28 protein-coding genes are annotated in these 22,892 nt (G+C 64.6%); 10 read left to right on the forward strand and 18 right to left on the reverse strand.

The features are described 5' to 3' along the window. Window positions 1-14 precede the first annotated feature (14 nt). Window positions 15-1,223, reverse strand: coding sequence for an exo-beta-N-acetylmuramidase NamZ family protein (locus Atep_RS14520; RefSeq protein WP_213379156.1), 1,209 nt, complete (start codon window positions 1,221-1,223; stop codon window positions 15-17). Window positions 1,224-1,370: 147 nt separating this feature from the next. On the opposite strand from Atep_RS14520, the gene queA reads away from it, so the two are divergent. The 7 genes from queA (at window position 1,371) to Atep_RS14555 (ending at window position 8,072) form a co-directional block, all read left to right on the forward strand. Next, on the forward strand, window positions 1,371-2,402 hold the full coding sequence (gene queA / locus Atep_RS14525) for a tRNA preQ1(34) S-adenosylmethionine ribosyltransferase-isomerase QueA (protein WP_213379157.1): 1,032 nt from the start codon (window positions 1,371-1,373) through the stop codon (window positions 2,400-2,402). A gap of 83 nt (window positions 2,403-2,485) precedes the next feature. Further along, window positions 2,486-2,911: an H-NS histone family protein gene (locus tag Atep_RS14530; RefSeq protein WP_336511363.1), complete on the forward strand. Its 426-nt coding sequence runs from the start codon at window positions 2,486-2,488 to the stop codon at window positions 2,909-2,911. A 234-nt stretch (window positions 2,912-3,145) separates the two neighbouring features. Further along, window positions 3,146-3,421 (forward strand): RNA recognition motif domain-containing protein, encoded by a 276-nt coding sequence (locus Atep_RS14535; RefSeq protein ID WP_176976469.1) that lies wholly within the window; start codon window positions 3,146-3,148, stop codon window positions 3,419-3,421. A 137-nt stretch (window positions 3,422-3,558) separates the two neighbouring features. Then, on the forward strand, window positions 3,559-5,409 hold the full coding sequence (locus tag Atep_RS14540) for a M61 family metallopeptidase (protein WP_213379158.1): 1,851 nt from the start codon (window positions 3,559-3,561) through the stop codon (window positions 5,407-5,409). Then, window positions 5,387-6,409 carry a bifunctional biotin--[acetyl-CoA-carboxylase] ligase/biotin operon repressor BirA gene (birA, locus tag Atep_RS14545; RefSeq protein ID WP_336511364.1) on the forward strand — a complete coding sequence of 341 codons (1,023 nt, stop codon included), beginning with the start codon at window positions 5,387-5,389 and terminating at the stop codon, window positions 6,407-6,409. The genes Atep_RS14540 and birA overlap by 23 nt, the downstream gene beginning before the upstream one ends. Continuing rightward, window positions 6,406-7,152 carry a type III pantothenate kinase gene (locus Atep_RS14550; RefSeq protein ID WP_213379159.1) on the forward strand — a complete coding sequence of 249 codons (747 nt, stop codon included), beginning with the start codon at window positions 6,406-6,408 and terminating at the stop codon, window positions 7,150-7,152. The genes birA and Atep_RS14550 overlap by 4 nt, the downstream gene beginning before the upstream one ends. Before the next feature lie 81 nt (window positions 7,153-7,233). After that, window positions 7,234-8,072, forward strand: a protein-coding gene (locus tag Atep_RS14555; RefSeq protein WP_419467078.1) for an IS5 family transposase whose coding sequence is annotated in 2 segments (ribosomal slippage) — window positions 7,234-7,602 and window positions 7,605-8,072 — 837 coding nt in all. Because the reading frame shifts where the segments join, the coding sequence is not laid out codon by codon here. Between the two features lie 11 nt (window positions 8,073-8,083). Here Atep_RS14555 and Atep_RS14560 read toward each other — a convergent pair. From Atep_RS14560 to Atep_RS14605, 10 genes are all read right to left on the reverse strand, one after another. Further along, window positions 8,084-8,458: a Na+/H+ antiporter subunit G gene (locus Atep_RS14560; RefSeq protein ID WP_236786744.1), complete on the reverse strand. Its 375-nt coding sequence runs from the start codon at window positions 8,456-8,458 to the stop codon at window positions 8,084-8,086. A gap of 7 nt (window positions 8,459-8,465) precedes the next feature. Beyond that, complete coding sequence (locus tag Atep_RS14565) at window positions 8,466-8,735, reverse strand: K+/H+ antiporter subunit F (RefSeq protein WP_213379161.1); 270 nt, start codon at window positions 8,733-8,735, stop codon at window positions 8,466-8,468. Beyond that, window positions 8,729-9,220: a Na+/H+ antiporter subunit E gene (locus Atep_RS14570; RefSeq protein ID WP_213379162.1), complete on the reverse strand. Its 492-nt coding sequence runs from the start codon at window positions 9,218-9,220 to the stop codon at window positions 8,729-8,731. Before Atep_RS14570 ends, Atep_RS14565 begins: the two co-directional genes overlap by 7 nt. Next, entirely contained in the window at window positions 9,217-10,770 is a 1,554-nt protein-coding gene (locus tag Atep_RS14575; RefSeq protein WP_213379163.1) for a monovalent cation/H+ antiporter subunit D, read from the reverse strand. Before Atep_RS14575 ends, Atep_RS14570 begins: the two co-directional genes overlap by 4 nt. Further along, window positions 10,767-11,129: a Na+/H+ antiporter subunit C gene (locus Atep_RS14580; protein WP_213379164.1), complete on the reverse strand. Its 363-nt coding sequence runs from the start codon at window positions 11,127-11,129 to the stop codon at window positions 10,767-10,769. Before Atep_RS14580 ends, Atep_RS14575 begins: the two co-directional genes overlap by 4 nt. 1 nt (window position 11,130) lies before the next feature. Then, window positions 11,131-13,962, reverse strand: a complete 2,832-nt coding sequence (locus tag Atep_RS14585) for a monovalent cation/H+ antiporter subunit A (RefSeq protein ID WP_213379165.1) — start codon at window positions 13,960-13,962, stop codon at window positions 11,131-11,133. An 83-nt stretch (window positions 13,963-14,045) separates the two neighbouring features. Next, complete coding sequence (locus Atep_RS14590) at window positions 14,046-14,276, reverse strand: FeoC-like transcriptional regulator (RefSeq protein WP_213379166.1); 231 nt, start codon at window positions 14,274-14,276, stop codon at window positions 14,046-14,048. After that, window positions 14,273-16,651: a Fe(2+) transporter permease subunit FeoB gene (feoB, locus tag Atep_RS14595; protein ID WP_213379167.1), complete on the reverse strand. Its 2,379-nt coding sequence runs from the start codon at window positions 16,649-16,651 to the stop codon at window positions 14,273-14,275. The genes Atep_RS14590 and feoB overlap by 4 nt, the downstream gene beginning before the upstream one ends. Next, window positions 16,651-16,884: a FeoA family protein gene (locus tag Atep_RS14600; protein ID WP_176976183.1), complete on the reverse strand. Its 234-nt coding sequence runs from the start codon at window positions 16,882-16,884 to the stop codon at window positions 16,651-16,653. Before Atep_RS14600 ends, feoB begins: the two co-directional genes overlap by 1 nt. Then, the gene (locus Atep_RS14605) at window positions 16,881-17,204 is read right to left on the reverse strand and encodes a FeoA family protein (RefSeq protein WP_213379168.1); all 324 of its coding nucleotides are present in this window, start codon (window positions 17,202-17,204) and stop codon (window positions 16,881-16,883) included. Before Atep_RS14605 ends, Atep_RS14600 begins: the two co-directional genes overlap by 4 nt. A gap of 232 nt (window positions 17,205-17,436) precedes the next feature. On the opposite strand from Atep_RS14605, the gene Atep_RS14610 reads away from it, so the two are divergent. Then, a complete protein-coding gene (locus Atep_RS14610) occupies window positions 17,437-17,799 on the forward strand; it encodes a nitrous oxide-stimulated promoter family protein (RefSeq protein WP_213379169.1) in 363 nt (120 codons plus the stop codon). 31 nt (window positions 17,800-17,830) lie between these two features. Here Atep_RS14610 and Atep_RS14615 read toward each other — a convergent pair whose 3' ends face one another. The 6 genes from Atep_RS14615 to Atep_RS14640 all read right to left on the reverse strand — a co-directional run bounded on the left by Atep_RS14615 (window position 17,831) and on the right by Atep_RS14640 (window position 21,279). After that, window positions 17,831-18,946 (reverse strand): SLAC1 anion channel family protein, encoded by a 1,116-nt coding sequence (locus Atep_RS14615; RefSeq protein ID WP_213379170.1) that lies wholly within the window; start codon window positions 18,944-18,946, stop codon window positions 17,831-17,833. A gap of 48 nt (window positions 18,947-18,994) precedes the next feature. Beyond that, complete coding sequence (locus tag Atep_RS14620) at window positions 18,995-19,180, reverse strand: YgaP family membrane protein (RefSeq protein WP_176976187.1); 186 nt, start codon at window positions 19,178-19,180, stop codon at window positions 18,995-18,997. Between the two features lie 128 nt (window positions 19,181-19,308). Then, entirely contained in the window at window positions 19,309-19,995 is a 687-nt protein-coding gene (locus Atep_RS14625) for a Crp/Fnr family transcriptional regulator (protein ID WP_213379171.1), read from the reverse strand. A gap of 22 nt (window positions 19,996-20,017) precedes the next feature. Beyond that, a complete protein-coding gene (locus Atep_RS14630; protein WP_213379172.1) occupies window positions 20,018-20,533 on the reverse strand; it encodes a hypothetical protein in 516 nt (171 codons plus the stop codon). Beyond that, window positions 20,530-20,892 carry a thioredoxin family protein gene (locus Atep_RS14635; protein ID WP_213379173.1) on the reverse strand — a complete coding sequence of 121 codons (363 nt, stop codon included), beginning with the start codon at window positions 20,890-20,892 and terminating at the stop codon, window positions 20,530-20,532. The genes Atep_RS14630 and Atep_RS14635 overlap by 4 nt, the downstream gene beginning before the upstream one ends. Window positions 20,893-20,928: 36 nt before the next feature. Then, window positions 20,929-21,279 carry a hydrogenase maturation nickel metallochaperone HypA/HybF gene (locus tag Atep_RS14640; protein ID WP_213379174.1) on the reverse strand — a complete coding sequence of 117 codons (351 nt, stop codon included), beginning with the start codon at window positions 21,277-21,279 and terminating at the stop codon, window positions 20,929-20,931. Window positions 21,280-21,362: 83 nt separating this feature from the next. Here Atep_RS14640 and Atep_RS14645 point away from each other — a divergent pair, with 83 nt between their 5' ends. Further along, the gene (locus tag Atep_RS14645; protein ID WP_213379175.1) at window positions 21,363-21,530 is read left to right on the forward strand and encodes a hypothetical protein; all 168 of its coding nucleotides are present in this window, start codon (window positions 21,363-21,365) and stop codon (window positions 21,528-21,530) included. Window positions 21,531-21,617: 87 nt separating this feature from the next. Beyond that, a complete protein-coding gene (locus tag Atep_RS14650; protein WP_213379176.1) occupies window positions 21,618-22,082 on the forward strand; it encodes a c-type cytochrome in 465 nt (154 codons plus the stop codon). A gap of 65 nt (window positions 22,083-22,147) precedes the next feature. Here the strand turns inward: Atep_RS14650 and Atep_RS14655 are convergent, their stop codons facing one another. Then, window positions 22,148-22,846, reverse strand: coding sequence for a cytochrome b/b6 domain-containing protein (locus Atep_RS14655; RefSeq protein WP_213379177.1), 699 nt, complete (start codon window positions 22,844-22,846; stop codon window positions 22,148-22,150). Between the last annotated feature and the right edge of the window lie 46 nt (window positions 22,847-22,892).

Here is a 22,892-nt window from a genome sequence, read left to right on the forward strand (position 1 = left end):
ATGCGAGCGCGTGCTCAGGCATAGAGCAACAGCGGTCTGACCGCCTCGGCCCAGTGCGTCTCGTCCGGTTGCAGGCGCTGCTCCAGATCCTCGGGGGCGGCGGCCGGGTCGTCGACCCATTCGCGCAGGAAGGTGCCGCCCGAGAGCAGATCGATGGCCAGCCGCTCGGTCTCGTATTCGTAATGGAAGTGACGCCAGAGCGGATAGTCGGGGTATTCGAGCCGGATACACTTGAACAGGAGTGCGATCAGGCGATAGGGTTTGAAATGCTCATGGCAATAGTCGGCGTTGTCGGTATGGATCTGGAATCCGGCGCACCGCTGACCGGCGTGCTTGTGGAAGGTCGGCTCGAACCAGCACGGGCGGATGAGCGCGCCCTGGAGCCAGTCGGCGCGTTCACGCTCCATGCGCGCGAGTAGCCGGTCCAGGTCCAGATCGGGTGCGCCGATGAGTTCGAGCGCCGTGGTGGTACCGCGTCCTTCCGAGAGCGTGGTGCCTTCCAGGAGCACGGTTCCCGGAAAACAGCGCGCCATATTGAGACTGGAGGCATTGGGACTGGGATTGACCCAGGACAGCTCCATCACCGGCCAGCCATATCCAGGGGCTTCATTCGGTCGATAGCCCTCCATCGCCACCACATGCAGATCGAGATTCAGGTTCAGATGGGCGACGAACCATTTGGCCAGTTCGCCCAGCGTCAGACCATGGCGCATCTGGATCGGACCGGCCCCGACGAAGCTCTCCCACCCCGGTTCCAGCAGACTGCCCTCGATCGGGCGTCCGGCCGGATTCGGACGGTCCAAGACCCAGAGTGTCTTGCCATGCGCGGCACAGGCGCACATCAGATAGACCAGGGTCGTGACATAGGTGTAGATGCGGGTGCCGATGTCCTGGAGATCGATCAGCAGCACATCGAAGCCGTCGAGCATGGCGGCTGTCGGTTCGCGCACCTCGCCATAGAGGCTATGGACTGGGATTCCATGCCGGGGATCGATCTCGTCGGGTGTCTCGATCATGTTGTCCTGTTTATCGCCGCGCATCCCGTGCTGTGGGCCGAAGGCGGCGACGATCTCGAGTTCCTTCAACTCCATGAGCGCATCGAGCGCATGACGTCCGTGACCGGTCACGGAAGCCGGATGGCCGAGCAGGGCCACGCGCCGCCCCCAGAGCGGTTTGCGCAGTTCCGGATTTTCGAGCAGACGGTCCAGGCCGAGTTTGATCATGGTCTGTCTTGAAGTCCTGTATTTGTCGAGTGGAGAGGGCGCCAAGTATCCAGCGGCTGGATTCCGAGGGCGAGCCCGTTGAGAACGGACCAATAAATTTGAATCGGGCATATCCCAGCGACACAGATATGTCATAGAATAATGCCGATGCGCCGCTCCGATTTCCATTATGAACTTCCCGCCGAACTCATTGCCCAGCAACCCCTGCCCGAGCGTTCCGGCTCGCGCCTGCTGGTGCTCGATGGTTCCGATCCCAAGCCACGCGATCGGATGTTCACCGATCTGCCGAGCCTGCTCGAACCCCATGACCTCTTGATCTTCAACAACACCCGCGTCATGCGCGCCCGTCTGTTCGGTCACAAGGAGACGGGCGGACAGGTCGAGATCCTGATCGAGCGTCTGCTCGACGCGCACGAAGCACTGGCCCATGTGCGCGCCAGTAAAGCCCCCAAACCGGGTAGCCGTATTCGCGTGACCGCCGGCGCCTGGTTGTCGGTCGTCGGGCGCGAGGGCGATCTATTCCGTTTGCGTGCGCTCGAAAGCGATTTCGACGAGCAGATGTCCCGGCATGGTCATATGCCCTTGCCGCCCTATATCCACCGTGAAGACGAAGCACTCGACGAGACCCGTTATCAGACGGTCTTCGCGCGTCATGCCGGCGCGGTCGCGGCACCGACGGCGGCACTGCATTTCGACGAGCCGATGCTGGCGCGACTCGATGCACGCGGAATCGCGCGCGCCGAGATCACCCTGCATGTCGGAGCCGGAACCTTTCAACCGGTGCGCGAAGATGATCTCGAACGCCACCACATGCATTCCGAATGGTTGGAAGTGATTGAAAGCGTGTGCGAACGGATCGAGAAGGCGCGCCAATCAGGCGGGCGTGTCATCGCCGTCGGAACGACCAGCGTCAGAAGTCTCGAAACAGCCGCGGCCGACGGGACGCTCAAACCGTTTCGCGGAGAGAGTCGACTCTTCATCCGTCCCGGTTATCGCTTCAAGGTCGTGGATGCCATGATTACGAACTTCCATTTGCCTGAATCGACCCTGCTGATGCTGGTGTCGGCCTTTTCGGGGTATTCCGAGATCATGAACGCCTACCGTCATGCCATCGAACAGCGTTATCGCTTTTTCAGTTATGGCGATGCCATGTTCCTGACCCGCCGTGAGGCGGCATGAATATTTTGGGCGTGGTCTGGAATTCGGAAACCACTTTGGCATAGAATCATGCCAAGTTGGCATAAAATCGAATGCCGGCGAAGATGTCACAGTATTCACCAAGCGGAGACATGTTAGTGGAACACGCCAATCTCAGCCTCGAAGAAATCCAGCGTCAGTTGGACGAAGCCGATTCCAAGAAAGCCCAGCTCGAAAAACTGCTCAAGAGCAAACGTGAGGAAGGCAAGGGCGCGGTCGTCCAGCAGATCAGAAAGATCATCGCCGACAACGACTATGATGCCGAAGAGATCATGAATCTGGTTCTGCGTCGTCGCAGACTCTCCGGCAATCGCCAATATCGTTATTACGTCGATCCGGAGAATCCGGAAAACGTCTATTCGCGCGGAGCTCTGCCCGGCTGGATGAGAGAGAAGATGGCTGAACAGGGCTTGGATCCGGCTTCCAAGGAAGACCGCGAAACCTTCAAGGCCAATTCACTGCAACTGGTCGAAGGCCGGCAAACCGCCTGAGCCCATTCCGCCGCCACGTCCGTGGCGGCCTCTCCGGGGCGCGTCGCACCGCACCGTATCTTTACGGATATACCGCGCCCCGCGTTTGCTCTATCGTCCCCGCCAACGCAGAGGAACGGATCGCCTCCCAAGCTTTGCTCCAGCACCTGGAGTCAAGACTGTCGAATCAGTTGTGCATTGATTTTTCGACTGTTTTCTCACTTTCTTCAATGCGCTTTCCACGGAATTTGAACGATGAATATCTATGTCGGCAACCTGGCCTACAGCGTGACCCAGGACGAGCTTCGCGACGCCTTCGGTGCCTACGGTGAAATCTCCAGCGTGAACCTGATCACGGACAAGTTCACGGGTAGCTCCAAGGGCTTCGGCTTCGTCGAGATGCCGAACAACTCCGAGGCCGATGCCGCGATCAAGGGTCTCAACGAGACTCCGCTCAAGGGTCGCAACCTGAAGGTCAATCAGGCCAAACCCCGTGGCGAGCGCCCGGCCGGTCGCGGACCGCGCTGGTAAACACCCCCTGACCGCGTCCGGCCTGATCCGTCGCGGTGTCGATCGGCACCGTCGCCCACTCTCCGGACGCGGTTTAAAAAAGCGATTTCGATCTGTTACCGTTACGGCATTCGATTCCTGTCCCCGGATGCCGCCGAATGATCCATCCTGCCTCACCGAGCTCCACGCTGCTCTATCGCGTCCGTCCCGTCTCGCCTCAGGCCCATCTGTTCGAGGTCGAGATCCTGATCGATCCCTCGCCGCACGGTGTGCTCACAGTCTCCATGCCGGCCTGGATTCCAGGCAGTTATATGATCCGCGACTTCGCGCGCAACATCGTCGCGATCTCCGCGTTCGATGAACGTGATCGGCCCGTCGCGCTCGCCAAGACCGACAAGCAGACCTGGCATCTGACCGACATCGCCGGACCATGCCGGATTCGCTATCGCGTCTTCGCCTGGGATCTCTCGGTACGCGCCGCGCATCTCGATGCCACTCATGCCTATTTCAATGGACCGGCCTTGCTGTTGCGCGTGCATGGACTGGATGATCGTCCCTGTCGGCTGGAACTCCTGCCGCCCGATGACCAATCCTTCAGCGACTGGCGTCTGGCTACCGGTCTGCGGCCGCTCGACGTCGATGCGCACGGCTTCGGTCTCTATGAGGCCGAGGACTATGAGGATCTGATCGATCACCCGATCGAGATGGGAGACTTCCGCGAACTGGCGTTCAGTGTGCGCGGCGTTCCGCACCGCCTGGCCATCACCGGACGCCACCGGCTCGACGTGCCGCGTCTGCTCGCCGACTTGACGCGCATCTGTGCCGAACACGCTGCGCTCTTCGGCGAACTGCCGATCGACCGCTATCTGTTCCTGATCACGGTGCTGGGCGAGGGCTATGGCGGGCTGGAGCATCGCTATTCGACCAGCCTCATCTGTGTCCGCGACGACCTGCCCCAGCCGGGCGATGAGGCGCCCACCGAAGGCTACAAGCGCTTTCTGGGTCTGTGCAGTCACGAATACTTCCATCTCTGGCATGTGAAGCGCATCCGTCCGCGCGCCCTGATCGAGTCGAGTCTGGAGCGCGAGGCCCCAACCCGCACCCTCTGGGCCTTCGAGGGCATTACGTCCTATTACGACGAGCTGGCACTGGTGCGCGCCGGCTGCATCGGCGAGAAGGACTATCTCGGGCTGCTCGCCCAAACCCTGACCCGCGTGGCGTGCACGCCCGGACGGCGCGTCCAGACCCTGGCCGAGTCCAGCTTCGATGCCTGGATCAAGTTCTACAAGCCCGACGAGAACGCGCCCAACGCCCTGGTGAGCTATTACGCCAAGGGGGCGCTGGTGGCTCTGATGCTGGATCTGACCCTTCGTCGTGACACCCAGGGCGCCTGTTCGCTCGACGACGTGATGCGCGAGCTGTGGCGTGTCCATGGACGGACCGGACTCGGCGTCGAGGAACGCGGCGTGGAGGCAATCGCCACGGCGGTCAGCGGACTGGATCTGAGCGATTTCTTCGCCCGTGCGCTGGATTCGACCGATGAGCTGGACCCGACCGAACTGCTGGCCAGTGTCGGCGTGGCGCTGCGCCGGCGTCCGAATCGCGGCGACAAGGATCTCGGCGGCTATGTCGATCGCTTCGAGCCGGTCGCGGCCAAGCCGACGCTCGGGGTGCGTCTGCGTCCGGGCGAGACCCTGATCCAGAACGTGCTCAATGAGAGCGCGGGCGAGCGTGCCGGACTGGCGCCGGGTGATCAATTGCTGGCCGTCGAGGGTCTGCGCGTCACGCCCGCCAATCTGGAAACGCTGGTTGCGCGCGCCGCCGACGCCGGTTCGCCCGTCGTCCTCCACGTCTTCCGGCGCGATGAGCTGCTGACCCTGACCGCGCATCCTGAGCCGGCGCCCGAGGATACCTGCGAGCTGAGGCTGATGGACGATGTCCCGGAGGCGGTGAAGCAGGCGCGCGCGCACTGGTTGTCGAGCGTCCTTGAGCGAACCCAACATGGATGAGCGCCAACTTGCCCTGATCCGGCGTCTGTCGGATGGCTGTGCGCACTCGGGCCAAGCCATCGCGCGTGAGTTCGGTCTGACCCGCGCGGCGGTCTGGAAGACACTGCGCAAGACGGCCGATGCGTTTGGTCTGGACCTGATCTCCGAGCGCGGACGCGGCTATCGGCTGACCACGCCGCTCGAACTGCTCGACGACTGGCGTATTCGTGCGACCCTGTCCGAACTGGGCCGCGAGCGTCTGAGCCGACTCGACATCCATCCCGTGATCGACTCGACCAATCGCGAACTCATGCGTCTGGCCGCCGAGGGCGCGCCGTCGGGGAGCGTCTGTCTGGCCGAGCGTCAGACGGCCGGGCGCGGTCGGCGCGGGCGCGAATGGGTCTCGCCGTTCGGGGTCAATGTCTATCTCTCGCTGCTGTGGCGCTATCCGTTTGCGCCGTCCAATCTGGGCGGGGTGAGTCTGGCGATCGGTGCGGTGCTGGCCGAAGTCCTGAACGATATCGATCCCGAAGGCGTGGACGTGGCGCTCAAGTGGCCGAACGATCTGCTATGGCGGCGGCGCAAGCTCGCCGGTCTGCTGCTGGAGGTGGCGGGCGAGTCGCAGGGGCCGTGCCATCTGGTGGTCGGTCTCGGACTCAATCTGCGCATGACGGCGGGGCAGGGGGGCGCGATCGATCAGCCCTGGGCGAGTCTCGAAGAGGTGCTCGGCGACGGCTTCATGGTCGAGCGCAATGCCTTGGTGTCCTGTCTGCTGGATGCCTTTATGGATGCACTCGACCACTATGGACGCGAGGGACTGGCGCCCTTTCTCCCGCTGTGGCGTGCCCATGATGCCTATCTGGGCGAACCGGTGCGGCTGCTGATCGGCGAGTGGGTCATCGAGGGGATCCACGCCGGTGTGGGCGAGGATGGCTCACTGCTGCTGGATACACCGGACGGACGCCGTGCCTTCCAGGCCGGCGAGGTCAGTCTGCGTCCGCTGGAGTCTGAAGTCCAATGAATCTACTCATCGATATCGGAAACACCAATCTGCGCTGGACACCCTATGGCGCCGGTGCCGAGTGGTCGGTCCGGATCGTGCGTCACTCGGACGCGATTCCACTCGATCTGCTGGCGGCCTGGGAGCGGATCCAGCCGCCCGCGCGCGTGATCGTCAGCCATGTCGGCGGGCCGGCGGTCGCCGAGGCGCTGGGACGGGTGACGCGCGCGCTCTGGCGGATCGAGCCGGAATATGTCCGCGTGGCGCCGGTCGCCGCCGGTGTGCGCATCGCCTATGAGAACCCCGAGCGCTTCGGCGTCGACCGCTGGCTGGCACTCATCGCCGCCCATGCCGAACGCCGGCAGGCCACACTCATCCTAGACGCCGGCAGTGCCGCGACCTTCGACCTGCTGCTGGCCGATGGCCGTCATCTCGGCGGACTCATCCTGCCGGGGGTCGAGATGATGCGTACCAGTCTGCTGATGGGCACCCACATCCCGCGCGTCGAGTACGAACCGACGGATGTCGATTGGGCCACGGATACCACCACGGCGGTTGCCGCCGGCAGTCTTGGCGCCATTGCCGCGCTGGCCACCCGGCTCCACGACCGGCTGGCCGAGGCGGCGGGCGAGTCTCCCAGATTCATCCTCACGGGCGGCGACGCCGAGCGTCTGCTCCCCTATCTCGATCGTCCCAGCGAAACCATTCCCGATCTGGTGTTGCGTGGTCTGGTAGCGCTGACCAACGGAGCCGAATCCCTATGAGCGAGTACCAATACTACGAGCCTATCCCAAAAGGTGATATTCTCGGCTGAAGTTTTCTCGATCAAAGGAGTCAGAACGACGATGAGCTTGGCGGTTCAAGACGATGGTTGGCGGTTATCCGACGCCCTGTGGGCGCAGCTCAAACCCCTGTTGCCCGTGTACCAGCCGCCGTCCCATCCGCTGGGCTGCCATCGGCGCCGGATCGAGGATCGGGTGGTGATGGAGGGGATCTTGTTTGTATTGCGCACCGGCTGTCAATGGAATGCGCTCAACGCCACCGGGATCTGTTCGAGCAGCACGGCGCATCGACGGTTTCTGGAGTGGGTGGAGGCCGGGGTGTTCGCGCGCTTCCGGCAGGCCGGTGTGCTCAAATACGATGAACTCCAAGGGATCGACTGGTCGTGGCTGTCGCTGGATGGGACGATGACCAAGGCGCCGCCGGCGGGGTCAAAAAAACGGGGCGCAACCCGACGGATCGCGGCACACAGGGTGTCAAGCGCAGCCTGTTGACGGAAGGCGCCGGCCTTCCCCTGGCGGTAGCCATCGACGGGGCCAACCGCCACGACATGAAGCTCACGCGCACGACCTTGGAGGGGATCATCGTCCCCCGTCCCGCCCCCACGCCCGAGAGACCACAGGGCCTGTGCCTGGATGCCGGCTATGACTATGACGAGGTCCGGACGATCGCTGCGGAGTTGGGGTTCACGCCCCACATTCGCCAGCGGGGTGAGGAAGCCGAGGCCGTCGTGCGTCACCCCGACTTCAAGCCCCGGCGCTGGGTGGTGGAGCGCACACATAGCTGGATGAATCGCTTCCGTCGCCTGTTGGTGCGCTGGGAGAAGCGCGATGACACCTACTTGGCCATGGTCCATCTGGCGCTCGGGATCATCACTTGGCGGGCTACCGGCCTCTTGGGATAGGCTCTAAGGGGTCAGGTTCGGTTTTCTGCTGATCCTGCCCCCTGACCTGGATGCTTCACACCCAAACGCCCTCGGATAACCGGCGGCGGCTCGGACAGCGACCGGGTACGCAGATGCAGCGCCGCCTTCGACAGCAGATGCGCGCTCACCGGCGCGGTGATGAAGAGGAACAGCGTCACCAGCACCTCATGGAAGCTCAAGCCGTCGTCCTGGGTGCTGAAGTGGAGCATGGACGCGATCAGCAGACTGCCGACGCCGATGGTCGTGGCCTTGGTCGGGCCGTGCAGCCGGGTGTAGAAATCCGGCATCCGCGCCAGGCCCAGCGAGCCGATGAAGGTGAAAATCGCCCCGATCAGGATCAGGACCGTCAGCGTGATCTCCAGCATCATGCACCTATTCGATGATGTCGCCGCGCAGCAGATATTTGCACAGGGCGACGGTTCCGACGAAGCCCATCATGGCGATCAGGATCGCGGCCTCGAAATAGAGCGCCGAATCCAGATGCATCCCCAAGAGCACCAGGAGCGCGATGGCGTTCACATAGAGCGTATCGAGCGCCAGGATACGGTCGGGCTTGTCCGGCCCGGTCAGTAGGCGCCAGAAGGTCAGCCCGATGGCGGCCGTCACCAGGGCGAAGGCGATGGAGAGCGCGATGCTCAGCATGACTCGAAGACCCTCCGAATGGGCGTCTCATAACGCTGCTTGATGGTGGCGACCAGTGCCTCGGGATCGGCCACGTCCAGCCCCTGCACGACGAGCACGCGCCGATCCGGACTCAGCCAGGACGACACCGTGCCCGGCGTCAGCGAGACGGTGTTGGCCAGCAGACTGATGCCCAGTTCCGAGCGCAGATCCAGGGGCACTTCGACGAAGGCCGGTCGGATGTGATCGGCGCCGCGCAGGATCAGCCAGGCCACGGCCAGATTGGCGACCAGGATGTCGTAGCCGACCACCAGCAGGAAGCGCAGCAGGGTCAGCGGCCGGCGCACGGGCACCGGGTCCGGCCAGAAGCGCAGGGTGAAGATCGGAATCAGCCAGCCGAGCAGCAGCCCGAGCAGGATGGAGCCGGGTGCGAGACTGTTGGCCAGCAGCACCCAGATCAGGGCCAGGGTCGGCGTGAGGATGGGATGCGGCAACCAGCGTCTCATGGCGCGACCTCCCCAGGTGCGACCTGGATGCCGATCGGCTTGAGCACCGCCTGGAGGTAGCCGGCCGGATCGAGCAATTGTCCAGCGGTCGCCTCGGCCAGATCCAGCACCGGACCCGAGCCGATCAGCAACGCCAGACAGAGCGCGAGCAGTCCCAGGGTCGGCCGTGAGGCACTGAGCAGACCTTCCGCCGGCGGCGGATGGGTGGGTTCGCCCGAACCGGCGCCCCGGATATGGAGGAACAGCAGACTGCCCGAGCGCGCCAGGGCGACGATGCCCAGCAGACTGCCGATCAGAACCACGCCCAGCATCCAGGGCCAGACCGGTTCATCGAGCGCCGCGCGCAGAACGAGAAACTTGCCGACGAAGCCTGAGAGCGGCGGCAGTCCCGCGACCAGCATGGCCGTGACGAAGAACAACCCGCCGAGCAGAGCGGCATTCGGCAGCGCCGGTCCGGGTGCCAGCCGATCGGCGGCCCAGCCGCGCTCGCGCGTGATGAGATCGGCCAGCAGGAAGAAGGCCGCCGTCGCGAAGGTGGTGTGGACCAGATAATAGAGTCCGGCCGCGATTCCATCCGCCGTCCCGAGTCCGAATGCCGCCAGCAGCAACCCGACCGAGACCACGACCAGATAGGCGACCTGCCGGCGCAGTTCGTTCGCCGCCAGCGCGCCCAGTGCTCCAAGCGCCAGGGTCAGCAGACCCAGCGGCAGCAGCCAGGCGGCATAGAATCCGGTCAGGATTCCGGCGTGCTCGCCGAACATCAGGGTCTCGACGCGAAGCAGTGAATAGGCACCGACCTTGGTCATGATGGCGAACAGCGCCGCCACCGGCGCCGAGGTCGAGGCATAGGCCGAAGGCAGCCACAGATGCAGCGGCGCCAGCGCGGCCTTGAGCGCGAACACCGCCAGCAGCAACAGCGCCGCCACCCGTGCCGGTCCCAGATCCTCGGGCGGCAGTCGGGCGATCTTCAGCGACAGATCGGCCAGATTGAGCGTACCGACCAGGCCATAGAGGGCACCGGCCGCGAACAGGAACAGCGTCGAGCCGACCAGATTGATGACGACGAAATGCAGTCCGGCCCGCACCCGCGCCGCCCCGCCGCCATGCACCAGCAGGCCGTAGGAGGCCAGCAGCAGGATCTCGAAGAAGACGAACAGGTTGAACAGATCCCCGGTCAGGAAGGCGCCGTTGAGACCGAACAACTGGAGCTGGAACAGCGGATGGAAATGGCGGCTGCATCTGTCGGTGCCCTGCATGGCGTGCAGCAGGGCGAAGAAGGCCAGCAGCGATGTGACCAGCAGCATCCACACCGCCAGCCGGTCGGCCACCAGCACGATGCCCCAGGGCGCGGGCCAGTGGCCGAGATGATAGGTGAGGATGGTGCCGTCCCCGACCAGGATCAGCAGCTCGACCGCCAGCAGGATCTGGCCGAGGATCGCGGCCAGATTCAGCCTGCGGCGTGCGGCGAGCGACAGCGTCCGCCGCGACAGCAGCAACAGGGTGCCGACCAGCAGCGGCAGGAGCAGCGGGGCGATGACGAGATGGTTCATGCCTCCGGCTCCTTCTTGCGGCTCGCAACGCCGGCATTGTCACGCCCGTCGACATGATCGTTGCCCAGTTCGGCGCGCGCCCGCAGCGCCAGCATGATGACGAAGGCGGTCATGGCGAAGCTGATGACGATGGCCGTGAGTACCAGCGCCTGGGGCAACGGATCTGTATAGCGACTCAGCTCGGGAGCGAGGATCGGCGGCGCGCCGATGGTCAGACGCCCGCTCGCGAACAGGAACAGATTGACCCCATAGGTCAGCAGGGTCAGACCCAGCACCACCGAGAAGGTGCGCGCGCGCAGCAGCAGATAGACGCCGCCCGCCGTCAGCACGCCGACGATCAGACTCATCAGGGCTTCCATGTCAGGCCGGCTCCCGGTTCGGGTTCGGGTTCGCGCTCGAAGCGTCCGCTCCGGGATGGGTGGCGCGATGCATCAACCCCAGATGGATCAGGATCAGGAGCGTCGCGCCGACCACCACCAGATAGACGCCCAGATCGAACAGCATGGCCGTGGCCAGCTCGAAGTCGCCGACGATCGGCCAGTGCACATGGGTGAAACTGGAGGTCAGGAAGGGATAGCCGAACACCAGACTCCCAAGCCCGGTCAGGGTCGCGATCAGCAGACCCGCGCCGATCGGCGGCAGCATGTTGCTCGACAGGCGCCGGTGGGTCCAGGCCACGCCATTGGTCAGATACTGCATGATGAGCGCCACCGCCGTGATCAGCCCGGCGATGAAACCGCCGCCCGGCTCGTTGTGTCCGCGCAGAAAGATGAAGACCGACACCAGGAGCGCCAGCGGCAACAGCAGCCGTGCCAGTGCCGCCATGATCGCCGGATGGGTGTCCCAGTTCCAGGGGCGGCCATCGGCGTCGTGCGTCAGCCCCGGCAGCCGCAGGCCATAGAGCATGGCATGGATGCCGAGTCCGGCGAGCGCCAGCACCGTGATCTCACCCAGGGTATCGAAGCCGCGAAAATCGACCAGGATGACGTTGACCACGTTCGAGCCGCCGCCGCCCGGCAGGCTGTTGGCGATGAAGTAGTCCGAGATCGACGCCAAGGGCCGAGTGAGCACAGTCCAGGTCAGGGCGCCGGCGCCGAGTCCGGCCAGCCCCGCCAGCACGCCATCACGCCAGCGCCGCCCGATGCTCGACTCGTCCGGCCCGCGCTGCGGCAGGAAATAGAGCGCGAGCAGCAGCAGCACGATGGTGACGATTTCGACTGAAAGCTGAGTCAGGGCCAGATCGGGCGCGGAGAACTTGACGAAGATCAGCGCCACCAGCAGCCCGAGCGCACCGACCACGACCAGCGCCGTGAACCGGCGTCGATGCAGGGCGACCGTCACCAGTGTAACCAGGATCAGCCCGGCCGTCATGACCAGACTGACGCCATCGACCGGCAGGATGGCGCGCGTCCCGGTCAGCGGCGAGCCGGAGCCGACGGACCCGAGCACGCCGAACGCCAGCACCGTCAGCAGCAACATCAGCACCAGCCGTTGCAGCGAGCCGTTGTCCAGCCGACGGGTGAGCCAGCCCGAAAACAGCATGAGTTCGGCCAGCAGCCGGTCATACATGGCCCGCGCGTCGATCCGGCCCTCCATCCGCGCGGCGAGCCGGAACAGCGGCCGGCGCGCGGCATAGATCAGCACGCCCCCGACCAGCGCCGCCAGACTCATGACCACCGGCAGCCCGAACCCATGCCAGATGGCCAGATCGAACGCGGGCGGCGGGGCTTGCAGCACGCTGGCGACCGTCATGCGCAGAATCGGATCGACCGTGAGCGCCGGCAGGATGCCGACCAGCAGACAGATAGCCACCAGGATCGCCGCCGGCGCCTTCATCCAGAACGGCGGCTCGTGCGGGGTGCGCGGCAGATCGATCGGCTCGCCGTTGAAGAAGACGTCGTGGATGAAACGCAGCGAATAGGCCACCGCCATCGCGCCCGAGGCCACCACCAGCGTCGGCAGCAGCCAGCCGTATTCGAAGCCGGTCGAGAAATCGGCGGTCTCGGCGAAGAACATCTCTTTCGACAGGAAGCCGTTGAACAGCGGCACGCCCGCCATCGAGGCCGCCGCCACCATCGCCAGGGTCGCGGTATAGGGCATGAAGCGCCACAGACCATTGATGCGGCGCATGTCGCGCGTGCCGCATTCGTGGTCGATGATCCCGGCGGCCATGAACAGCGATGCCTTGAAGGTCGCGTGATTGAAGATGTGGAAGACGCCCGCGACCGCCGCCAGCGGGGTGCCGAGTCCGAACAGGAGCGTGATCAGTCCCAGATGGCTGACGGTCGAATAGGCCAGCAGTCCCTTGAGATCATGCTTGAACAGCGCCACGCCGGCGCCGATCAGGAGTGTCGCCAGCCCGGCACCGATCACCAGCCAGGTCCATTCCGGCGTGCCCGAGAGCACCGGGAACAGCCGTGCCAGCAGAAAGATCCCGGCCTTGACCATGGTCGCCGAGTGCAGATAGGCCGAGACCGGCGTCGGTGCGGCCATCGCGTGCGGCAACCAGAAATGGAAGGGGAACTGGGCCGACTTGGTGAAGGCCCCGAGCAGGATCAGGACCAGCATCGGGGTATAGAGCGGATCGGCGCGCACCGCCTCGCCCTGGGTCAGGATCACCGAGAGATCATAGCTGCCGGCCATCTCGCCGAGCAGCAGCAGTCCGCCGAGCAGCGCCAGTCCGCCCATGCCCGTGACCGCGAGCGCCATGCGCGCCCCGCGCCGGCTCTCCGACTTGCGGTAGGAATAGCTGATGAGCAGGAAGGACGACAGACTCGTCAGCTCCCAGAAGATCAGCATCAGGATCACGTTCTCCGACAGCACGATGCCGAGCATCGAGCCCATGAAGAACAGCAGATAGGCATAGAAGCGTCCCAGCCCGTCGTGCTCGGGCAGGTAATAGCGGGCATAGAGGATGACCGGCAGCCCGATGCCCAGGATCATGGACGCAAACAGCAGCCCCAGCCCGTCGAGCCGGAAGGCCAGATCGAGTCCGGCCGCCGGGATCCAGTCCAGACGCCACAGCACCGTCTCGCCGGCGAAGGGCGTCGGTGCAAACGGTGCCAGACAGAGCACGGCCAGCAGGGTCACGGCGCCGGCCGTCCAGGCGGATTTCATGCGCCCGAAGCGGGACACCCAGCCCGTCAGGACTGCTCCGAAGAAGGGTAGGAGTACGACGAAGGACAGATTCATAGTGTCGCGACTCTGCCAGCGGAACGGCGCGATGGCAAGTCGAGATCTGAGCCGCGATCACTCGAGACCCGAGACGCGTTCACTCAGTTCATCGGCTCCACCCATTCATAGATCTCGATCGTCGCCGGATCGCACTGGCAGCAGCCCCCGGCGCAGGGCGTACCGGCCGGGAGCTTACGCACCCGCCCCTTGCGCTCCAGCGTTTCCAGCATCCCACGCAGGGCGTCCGGCTCGGCGTCGAAGCGATAGGCCAGATCGCGCACGGCGGCGCGGCGGTTGTCGCGCAGATAGCGCGAGAGTTCGCTGACGATCATGACGCTGCCCCCTCAGCCGCTAGTTTGACGGGTGCCGGCTCGCGCCTTGCCCAGAGACGCATCCCGATGACAACGGTGAGCAGCAGCCCAAGCATCACACCGATCCAGATCGAGGCGCTGACCGGATCGCGGCCAAAGATCGCCGCCTGATAGAACACAGTCGCCGTGACATACCCCAGACCCGTGGTCCAGAACACCGCGAAGGCCGCCCAGCCGGTGCTGATCTCGCGCTGGATGGCGCCGATCGCGGCGACACAGGGCGAATAGAGCAGGATGAACAGCAGATAGGCGAAGGCTCCAGCCGCGCCGTCGAAGCGTGCGGCCATGGCGCCGAAGGTACCGCTGCCGACCTCCAGTTCCTCTGCCGCTGCCTCGGGTGTGGTCGTCTCAGCGACACGGCCCAGGCCCAGCGGATCGGCCCAACGGCCCAAGGCATCGATCAGATTGACCGGAATGGTCGCCACCGCTTCGTTCAAGCCGGCACTCAAGCTGTAGGGCGCGTCCTCCTCGGCGCCCGACTCCTCACCGGCATCGGCGGCGGCCAGACTCGAATAGGTCGCATCCAGCGTACCGACCACGGCTTCCTTGGCCAGGATGCCGGTGAAGATGCCGACCGTCGCCGGCCAGTTCTCCGCGTTCAGACCCATGGGCGCGAAGGCCGGAGCGATGGTGCGCCCGATGGCGGCGAGCACCGACTCTTCGCTGTCCTCGTGGCCGAAGCTGCCGTCGGTGCCCGTGGTGTTGAGTACGTTGAGCACCAGCACCATGGGCACGATCACGGCGCCGGCGCGCACGACGAAGCCCTTGGTGCGGTCCCAGGTGCGGATCAGCACACCCTTGAGCGTGGGCAGGTGATAGGGCGGCAGTTCCATCACGAAGGGCATAATCTGACCTTGGAGCAGGGTGCGCTTGAGGATGAAGCCGGTCAGCACGGCGGCGAGAATGCCGATCAGATAGAGTGCGAACACCACGTTCTGCCCGCCGGCGGTGAAGAAGGCGGCGGCAAAGAGTGCATACACCGGCAGCCGCGCTCCGCACGACATGAAGGGCGCCATCAGCACCGTCAAAATACGGTCGCGCGGATTCTCCAGGGTACGCGCCGCCATCACCGCCGGCACGTTGCAGCCGAAACCGACCAGCAACGGTACGAACGACTTGCCCGGCAGGCCGACGGCGCGCATGAAACGATCCATGACGAAGGCGGCGCGTGCCATGTAGCCCGAGTCTTCCAGCACCGACATGAACAGATACAGGAAGGCGATGATGGGGATGAAGGTCGCCACCACCTGCACGCCGCCGCCAAGTCCGTCGGCGATGCCGATGATCAGCCATTCGGGCGTGCCGATCCGACCCAACAGCTCAGCCGTACCATCGACGAAGATGGCCCCGGCGGCGATGTCGAAGAAGTCGATGAAGGCTCCGCCGATGTTGATGGTGAACATGAACATCAGGTACATGACGGCGAGGAAGATCGGGAGGCCGAGCGCGCGATTGAGCACCACTCGGTCGATCCGGTCGGAGAGCGAACGCGAGGCTTGACCGGACTGCTTGATGGTCGCCTGGGTGACGGCGTGCGCGAAGCCGTAGCGTGCGTCGGAGAACAGGATATCGACGTCGTCTGCCTCGTCGCCGAGCAGGGCTCGGACTTCGTCCGCCGTCACCGCCGCGCCTGCCAACTGGCGCGCCAGATCGTCGCCCTCGATGAGCCGTGCCGCCAGCCAGCGCGGCGGATCGCCTTGAGCGGCAGCAATTGCGTTCAGACGCGGTTCGAGCGCGCTGATCGCCGCTTCCAGCGTCGGACCGAACGGAATCCGGACCGGCGGCGCGATGGCGCGGCCTGGGACGCATCTGGCCTGTTCCAGCAGGGCCTGCTTGAGTTCCGGCAGTCCCTGACCATTGGCCGCCACCAGCGGCACCACCGGACAGCCGAGCCGTTTGGAGAGCGCCGCGATGTCGATCTGGAGGCCGCGCGACTCGGCCACATCCATCATGTTGAGCGCCAGCACCAGCGGGCGGCCCATCTCGATGAGCTGAGTGGTCAGATAGAGGTTGCGCTCGAGGCTGGAGGCATCGAGGATGTTGAGGATGACGTCGGCCTCGCGCGCATGGACGAAATCGCGCGCGATGCGCTCGTCGAGCGAGACCGAGGGGTCGGAGACGTCGAGCGAATAGGTGCCGGGCAGATCGACCAGGGTGAACTCGGCCTCGCCGAGCCGATAGCGTCCGGTCTTGCGCTCGACCGTCACGCCCGACCAGTTGCCGACCTGCTGACGCGAGCCGGTCAGGGCGTTGAAAAGCGTCGTCTTGCCGCAGTTGGGGTTGCCGACGACGCCGATGCAGTAATGCGGCCTGGATTGGGGTTGGACCTGACTCATCAGGCACGCTCCATTTCGAGTACCGCCGCCTCGTCGCGGCGCAGACTGACCGAGGTGCCGCGCACCCGGATCTCGACCGGATCACCCAGCGGGGCGACCCGGATCACTTCCAGCGCGGCGCCGGGCGTCAGCCCCATCGCCAATAACTTGCGTCGATAGGCTCCGCCGCCGGCCTGAAAACCGAGCACGCGCCCTTGGTCCCCCGCCTTGAAGTCCTTGAGTGTCGTGTTCATCCGTCGATCGCCTCTACCAGGATCTTGACCGCCATGCCGCACCCGAGCGCCAGACGCGTCTCGCCTCGCGCCACCACCAGACCGCCGCCCTGACGCGCTACGATGCGCACCTCGGTGCCTGGATTCAGACCCAGCTCGGTCAGACGCCTGGCCAACCCCTTGCCGCCTTGCAGGGTCCGGATGCGCACCCGCTCGCCCTCGCCGGCCATGGCGAGCGGGAAGGTCTTGACCGCCGGTTGATCTTTGCAACGATCGACCCGTGCCGCCGGGGGGAAGGAGTCACCGATATCGCCTGGATGCAGTGAGAGAGCAAGATTCATCTGGGATGCACCAATGAATAGCAACAAGAATGATTCTTATCTTATGTGAATATCCATGCTAATGCAATAAATTCTCATTCTGTCTTCAGGTCTGAGCGATGGGAGGCATGGCGGATCATGCAGCGACGCCCAGCGCTGGGCTTGACGCGGATCAAGGACTGTCATCACGGATCGGCCAAGATTCGCCCCGGCGATCTATGTTGGACTGCATGACACACAGCGAGGAATTCCGATGCCGTCCGGACAACGACTCGAACGCGAGCAGAAGACCATCGCCGCCATGCTGGCGATCTATTGCCGAGACCATCATGGCGGACGACGGGAGCTGTGCGAGGACTGTGCCGGACTGCTCGACTACGCCCGGCGTCGGCTGGAGCGCTGTCCTTTCCAGGAAGAGAAACCGGCCTGCAATCGCTGCGAGGTACACTGCTACTCGGCCGGTCGGCGCGAACGGGTGCGCGCCGTGATGCGTTACGCCGGCCCGCGCATGATCCTGCCGCATCCCATCCTGAGCCTGTGGCACCTGATCGACACCAGGCGACCGGTGCCCAGGCTCAAGAGACGTTCGGATACCAAGAAAGACCGGCGCGATTGAAACCGCGCCGGTGGTCAGTCTCGGCTATGCCTCAATGCATGGCTGCCGGAGCATAGTACATCGCCAGCCACACCCCGGCCGCGAACGTCAGCACCAGTGCGACGACGATCAGCCAACGGACGACGCGGCCCGTCGGCGGGTTCACGGGCGGATGCGCCGCCGGTGTCGTGACTGGCGCGTGCTCGGCGACACAGATCGCCCGACGCCCGATCGCCATGGCCGTCTGCGTCAACAGAACCACCACGACCCCGCTCAACAGCATGATCAGACCCGTACCGAGCTGGAGATAGAACGCCTGCCCGGTCTCGGCGAACAGGGTCAGGCCGGCGATCCCGATGGCGGCCAACGGAAACGAATAGGCCCACCAGGACAGAAAGAAGCGCAGCCCCAGAAAGCGCCGGATCTGGGTGAACAGCAGGAGTGTCAAAAAGAGCCCGGCGAAATAGAGGATGCGCCCGAAGCTGTCCAACTCCCCGACCAGCTTCAGATAGGCGATGAAGCCGACGGCCGGCGGCGCGATCAGGATGAAGAGCGTCGGCATCAGGTGCGACTCGATCGGGTGATGGAAGAGCACCCGGTTGAAGACGATCACCACCAGGATCAGCCAGAACAGGATGCCGATGCTGAAGAAGAACCAGGACAGGTCGACATAGCCCAGGGACACACCGGCGATGGGCACCAGCAGGTTACCGACCGCCGGGATGAACCAGGCCGGGTTCATGTGGTGGATCTGGAAATGCTCGTGATGGATCCAGACACTGACGATGTAGAGCGTGAACAGCAGATGCAGTCCGGCGCCGATCATCCACAGCGGCGCACTGACGGCCGACGAGACCGGCAGGAAGGCGATGGCCAGCAGCAGCAGGCTCATCGAGATGGTCGGGAAGAAGTTGATCTTGACCGGATGGCGCAGCTCGCGGACCACCGACTGGCGATGGAGCAGCAGCTTGAACGTATAGAGCAGCACGAGCAGGCCGAAGATGGCGCTCGTGGCGCCCAGCAGCCAGGGCGTGAGTCCGAGATCGAGGTTCAGGAGCGACTGGACCTTCTCCCAGCCGATGGTCAATCCCGACAGCCCCATGATCATCGAGAAGAAGGAGACGGGAAAATTGGCCAGACGATGTTCAGTGTGAGACATGTTCTCCATGATGACTCCGAGAGCGCCCGCTCCGAGCGGAACGGGCATGAGAATGGATCAGGCCCGCTTGGTATTGAGCTTCAGGGGCAGATAGAGCGGGCACCAGCCGATCAGGGCGGTGCCGAATGGGATCAGGGCCAGGGCGCCGAACAACCAGTTCTGGGTGTTCAGTGCCCAGAAGGCCAGGGCCAGGCCGATGAGGACACGGACGACGCGATCGAGTGTGCCGAGGTTCTGGGTCATGTGAGGATCTCCGTTCGAGTGCGGGCGGCTGGAGGCCGCTTGGACGTTGACTGTGGAACGCACTCTAATGGTCGCCGCCGACCCTGTCGGTGACTTTGTCACACTGAAGCTTCGCGTCATACCTGACTTCAATCGTCCTGCGTGCGGCGTCGCAATTCCGCGCGATCGAGCAGTTCGATCCAGCCGCGCCGTGCCCGCAGTAGCCCCTGCTCCTCCAGCCCCTTGAGCACCCGGCTGATGACCTCGCGCGAGGAGCCCAGTTCGGCGGCCAGTATCTGGTGGGTCGCCTGGATCTCGGACGAATCCGTGCGCTCGGCCTGGCGTAGCAGATGGTCGATCAGCCGCTGGTCGAGGCGCTGGAACAGCACCGCGTCGAGCACGCCGAAGACCTCGACCAGCCGGCCGGCGATGAGGCCGAAGAGATATTCGCGCCACGGCTCGCTGCTCCCCAACCATCGGCGCACGCTCGCCGGCTGCACGACCACCGCCTCGACCTCCGTCTCGCATACGGCGAAGGCCGGAAAGGGACGCGCGCTGAGCAGACAGGAGGCGGTTAGCACGCAGCTCTCGCCCGAATGCACGCGGTAGAGCGTAATCTCGCGGCCGTTCTCACCGAGCTGATAGACCCGCGCCGTGCCGTCGAGCACCAGCGGCAGATGCGCGCACTGAGCGCCCGCCTGACAGACGGCCTGTCCGGCGGGCAGGCGCACACGCATGACCTGATCGAAGAATTCGCGCTGGAACTCGGCCGAAGCGGTGTGCAGAAAGGCGAAGGTTTCCAGCAGACGTCGATGTTGATCAGGATCGGAAATCATGACGAATCGTCCCGAGGCGGCGCTAACGGGCCGGCGTGATGATGGCGTACAGCATGTCCGGCATGTACTGGGTGTCGGTGGAGGCATCGAACGGCCAGAGCGGTTCGGGAACCTTGCTGAACCGATCCTTGGTATAGATGACTTCGACCGCGTGCGTCATGCGTGCATTCGGAGCCGCGCCGTCGGAATGCTCCGGGATCAAAATCGTGCAGGAATCGACCGACCGGCAGCCGCTTGGTCGCAGATCGGTCCGCCGGCCGGGCATGGCCTGGATGGACGGATTGGCGGCGAGCAGCGCCTGGGCGACCGCGCGCGCCAGCGGCCCGTATCCGCTGAGTTCGGCCGGATAGACGGCATTGAAGGCGCCGTCCCGGAAGCCGACGTCGTACAGTCGGCCCTGGATGTCCAGCCCGGACACGCCCGCGATCTCGCCGTCCTCGACGACGAGCGAGAGGGCTTGGGCCGAACCGGCGACCCCAAGATAGAGGGCGGCGAAGATGGAAGCGCGTCGACGCGAAACACGAGGTTTGATGCTCATTCCGGCAGATGCTCCCGGAGCCAGTGGTTGATCTGGATACGCGAACGTGCGCCGCTGAACCGGCCGTGTTCCTCGCCGTGCCGGAACAGGATCACGGTCGGGAAGCCGCGCACCCGATAGTGTCCGGCCAGACGCATGTTCTCGCCCTCGTCGACCTCGACCTTGGCCAGTTGCAGACGCCCTTCGTGCTCCTCGACGACGCGCTTCAGATGCGGCGTGAGCGCGTGACAGGGACCGCACCAGTCGGCCCAGAAATCGACCAGGATCGGCTGCTCGGACGAGGCCGCGATGACCTGGGTTTGAAAGTCCTCGTAGTGGACATCGAAGATGTGCGGATGGGGCGGCGCGGACGACGACATGAGATTGTTACCAATGAGTGGGCAAAAAGCCTGAAATCAATCGGGGATCGTGAGTTCGAGGTTTTCGAGCAGCAGTTCGTCGCCGCTGACCAGTCGGGTCTGGAAGGCGCCGCAGGCTCCGCACAGCAACCGGTTCGCCCGTGCCTCGGTCTCGGCGCCGCAGAGGTTGCACTGCACCCGGATCTCGGCCGGCTCGATGACGAGTTCGGCGTCTTCGGCCATGGTGCCGGCGGCGACGAGCGGATAGGCCTGCCGGAGCAGCATCGGCTCGACCCCGGCGAGCGGGCCGACCTTGAGCCGGATGCGATCGATACGGCTCGCCCCGTGCTCGCGGGCGATGCCCGTCACCTGATCGATGAGCGCCTGACAGAGTGAGAGTTCGTGCATGTTTCGCTCGCTATCATCCTGGTTGCGGGCAGTCTAGACTGATGTGACCCGGACGCCAACGTCTCGCCGTCAAGCTCGCCCGCTTGCGGCTGGCCGACAAACAGCGTCTGCTCGGCGCCATGACCACCACGGTGCTCGCCGACGGTCGGGTCGCCGTGGCCGAGTTGGAACTTTTGCGTGCCGTCTGTGCCGTACTGCGGACACCGCTACCGGTTCTCGACTTGAATCGGCCGGGTGTCGCCCCGATCTAGGGGCCTCGCGTGCTGCTTCGGAAGAAGGGCGCCAGACTCAAGCTTTATCAACCCACATCCATCGACCAACACATGGAGATTGTCCCGATGAAACACCTGCTAGCCAGCACCGCCGCCGGTCTCATGGCCCTCGGCCTCGCCGGCGCCGCCTTCGCCGCTGATCTGACGCCCGAGGAGCAGATCGAGACCCGTCAGGCCGGCTACGAATTCATGGGCTGGAACATGGGTAAGATCAAGGCGAACCTGGAAGGCGAATACAACGCCGCTCAGGTCGAGGCCGCCGCCAACGTCATCGCCGCCATCGCCAACTCCGGCATGGGCGCGCTCTATGGTCCGGGTACCGACAAGGACGTCGGCGACGTAAAGACCCGCGTGAAGCCCGAGTTCTTCCAGAACATGGAAGACGTCGGCAAGATCGCGCGTGACTTCGTCGGTGCGGCCAATACACTGGCCGAAGTGGCGGCCACCGGTGAGGCCGAGGCCGTCAAGACCGCCTTCGCCGATGTCGGAACCGCCTGCAAGGCGTGCCACGATAAGTATCGGGCCAAGTGATCCTTGAATCTCGCCTGATCGCTCGAAAAAGGCCGCCCAGTGAATCGGGCGGCCTTTTTCGTTCCTCACCAATCCGGTACGCTTCCCGCCGGCGGTGGGGGAGGCGGTGGCGGCAGCAGTCCGCCATCGGCGATCCAGACCGCGCCGGCCGCGATCGCCAGTGCCAGAACGAAGGCGATCGGCCCGCCGCCCCTGGCCGAGTGCGCCATCGGCTCGCGCGTCATCTTGTAGCCGGTGATCATGGGCCGGATCAGGTTGTCACCGCGCACCCAGGTATGGAAGAGTGTCGCCAGCACATGCAGGGCGACGAAACCGCCGATGATCCAGATCGCCTGACGGTGCAGACGGCTGAGCCAGACGCTCGTCTCGCTGGAGACCAGGGATTTCAGCGGTCCTGAGAAGGCGATGTCGTCGGTGGCGAAGAGTCCGGTCAGGCTCTGGAACAGCATCAGCGCCAGCAGCACCAGCACCGAGATGCCCCCCAATGGATTGTGCCCCATGCCGTGCCAGCGTCCGCGCAGATAGGTCAGAATCGTGCGTGGGCCGGTCACGAACTGGCTGAAGCGGGCATAGGTCGAACCGACGAAGCCCCAGACGAGGCGAAAGACGATCAATCCGAAGATGGCCAGTCCGATCAAGCCGTGCCAGTCGATCCAGGGTCCGCCCGTCAGTCCGGTCACGAAGGCCAGTGCGACCAGTAACACCAGCAACCAATGAAAGAGACGGGTCGGAAGATCCCAGAGTTTGATTCGATGTTCCTGCATCATTCCTGTACCAGAGAGGGATGGGTGGCTAAAGTGTCGCCCAATC

Source organism: Allochromatium tepidum, from assembly GCF_018409545.1.
GTDB lineage: Bacteria > Pseudomonadota > Gammaproteobacteria > Chromatiales > Chromatiaceae > Thermochromatium > Thermochromatium tepidum_A.

Bases quoted from the DNA above. Each gene is read 5' to 3' on its own strand.
- Atep_RS14520 (WP_213379156.1), bottom strand. From the start codon at position 1,223: ATGATCAAACTCGGCCTGGACCGTCTGCTCGAAAATCCGGAACTGCGC.
- queA (WP_213379157.1), top strand. From the start codon at position 1,371: ATGCGCCGCTCCGATTTCCATTATGAACTTCCCGCCGAACTCATTGCC.
- Atep_RS14530 (WP_336511363.1), top strand. From the start codon at position 2,486: ATGTCACAGTATTCACCAAGCGGAGACATGTTAGTGGAACACGCCAAT.
- Atep_RS14535 (WP_176976469.1), top strand. From the start codon at position 3,146: ATGAATATCTATGTCGGCAACCTGGCCTACAGCGTGACCCAGGACGAG.
- Atep_RS14540 (WP_213379158.1), top strand. From the start codon at position 3,559: ATGATCCATCCTGCCTCACCGAGCTCCACGCTGCTCTATCGCGTCCGT.
- Atep_RS14550 (WP_213379159.1), top strand. From the start codon at position 6,406: ATGAATCTACTCATCGATATCGGAAACACCAATCTGCGCTGGACACCC.
- Atep_RS14560 (WP_236786744.1), bottom strand. From the start codon at position 8,458: ATGCTGGAGATCACGCTGACGGTCCTGATCCTGATCGGGGCGATTTTC.
- Atep_RS14565 (WP_213379161.1), bottom strand. From the start codon at position 8,735: ATGCTGAGCATCGCGCTCTCCATCGCCTTCGCCCTGGTGACGGCCGCC.
- Atep_RS14570 (WP_213379162.1), bottom strand. From the start codon at position 9,220: ATGAGACGCTGGTTGCCGCATCCCATCCTCACGCCGACCCTGGCCCTG.
- Atep_RS14575 (WP_213379163.1), bottom strand. From the start codon at position 10,770: ATGAACCATCTCGTCATCGCCCCGCTGCTCCTGCCGCTGCTGGTCGGC.
- Atep_RS14580 (WP_213379164.1), bottom strand. From the start codon at position 11,129: ATGGAAGCCCTGATGAGTCTGATCGTCGGCGTGCTGACGGCGGGCGGC.
- Atep_RS14585 (WP_213379165.1), bottom strand. From the start codon at position 13,962: ATGAATCTGTCCTTCGTCGTACTCCTACCCTTCTTCGGAGCAGTCCTG.
- Atep_RS14590 (WP_213379166.1), bottom strand. From the start codon at position 14,276: ATGATCGTCAGCGAACTCTCGCGCTATCTGCGCGACAACCGCCGCGCC.
- feoB (WP_213379167.1), bottom strand. From the start codon at position 16,651: ATGAGTCAGGTCCAACCCCAATCCAGGCCGCATTACTGCATCGGCGTC.
- Atep_RS14600 (WP_176976183.1), bottom strand. From the start codon at position 16,884: ATGAACACGACACTCAAGGACTTCAAGGCGGGGGACCAAGGGCGCGTG.
- Atep_RS14605 (WP_213379168.1), bottom strand. From the start codon at position 17,204: ATGAATCTTGCTCTCTCACTGCATCCAGGCGATATCGGTGACTCCTTC.
- Atep_RS14610 (WP_213379169.1), top strand. From the start codon at position 17,437: ATGCCGTCCGGACAACGACTCGAACGCGAGCAGAAGACCATCGCCGCC.
- Atep_RS14615 (WP_213379170.1), bottom strand. From the start codon at position 18,946: ATGGAGAACATGTCTCACACTGAACATCGTCTGGCCAATTTTCCCGTC.
- Atep_RS14620 (WP_176976187.1), bottom strand. From the start codon at position 19,180: ATGACCCAGAACCTCGGCACACTCGATCGCGTCGTCCGTGTCCTCATC.
- Atep_RS14625 (WP_213379171.1), bottom strand. From the start codon at position 19,995: ATGATTTCCGATCCTGATCAACATCGACGTCTGCTGGAAACCTTCGCC.
- Atep_RS14630 (WP_213379172.1), bottom strand. From the start codon at position 20,533: ATGAGCATCAAACCTCGTGTTTCGCGTCGACGCGCTTCCATCTTCGCC.
- Atep_RS14635 (WP_213379173.1), bottom strand. From the start codon at position 20,892: ATGTCGTCGTCCGCGCCGCCCCATCCGCACATCTTCGATGTCCACTAC.
- Atep_RS14640 (WP_213379174.1), bottom strand. From the start codon at position 21,279: ATGCACGAACTCTCACTCTGTCAGGCGCTCATCGATCAGGTGACGGGC.
- Atep_RS14650 (WP_213379176.1), top strand. From the start codon at position 21,618: ATGAAACACCTGCTAGCCAGCACCGCCGCCGGTCTCATGGCCCTCGGC.
- Atep_RS14655 (WP_213379177.1), bottom strand. From the start codon at position 22,846: ATGCAGGAACATCGAATCAAACTCTGGGATCTTCCGACCCGTCTCTTT.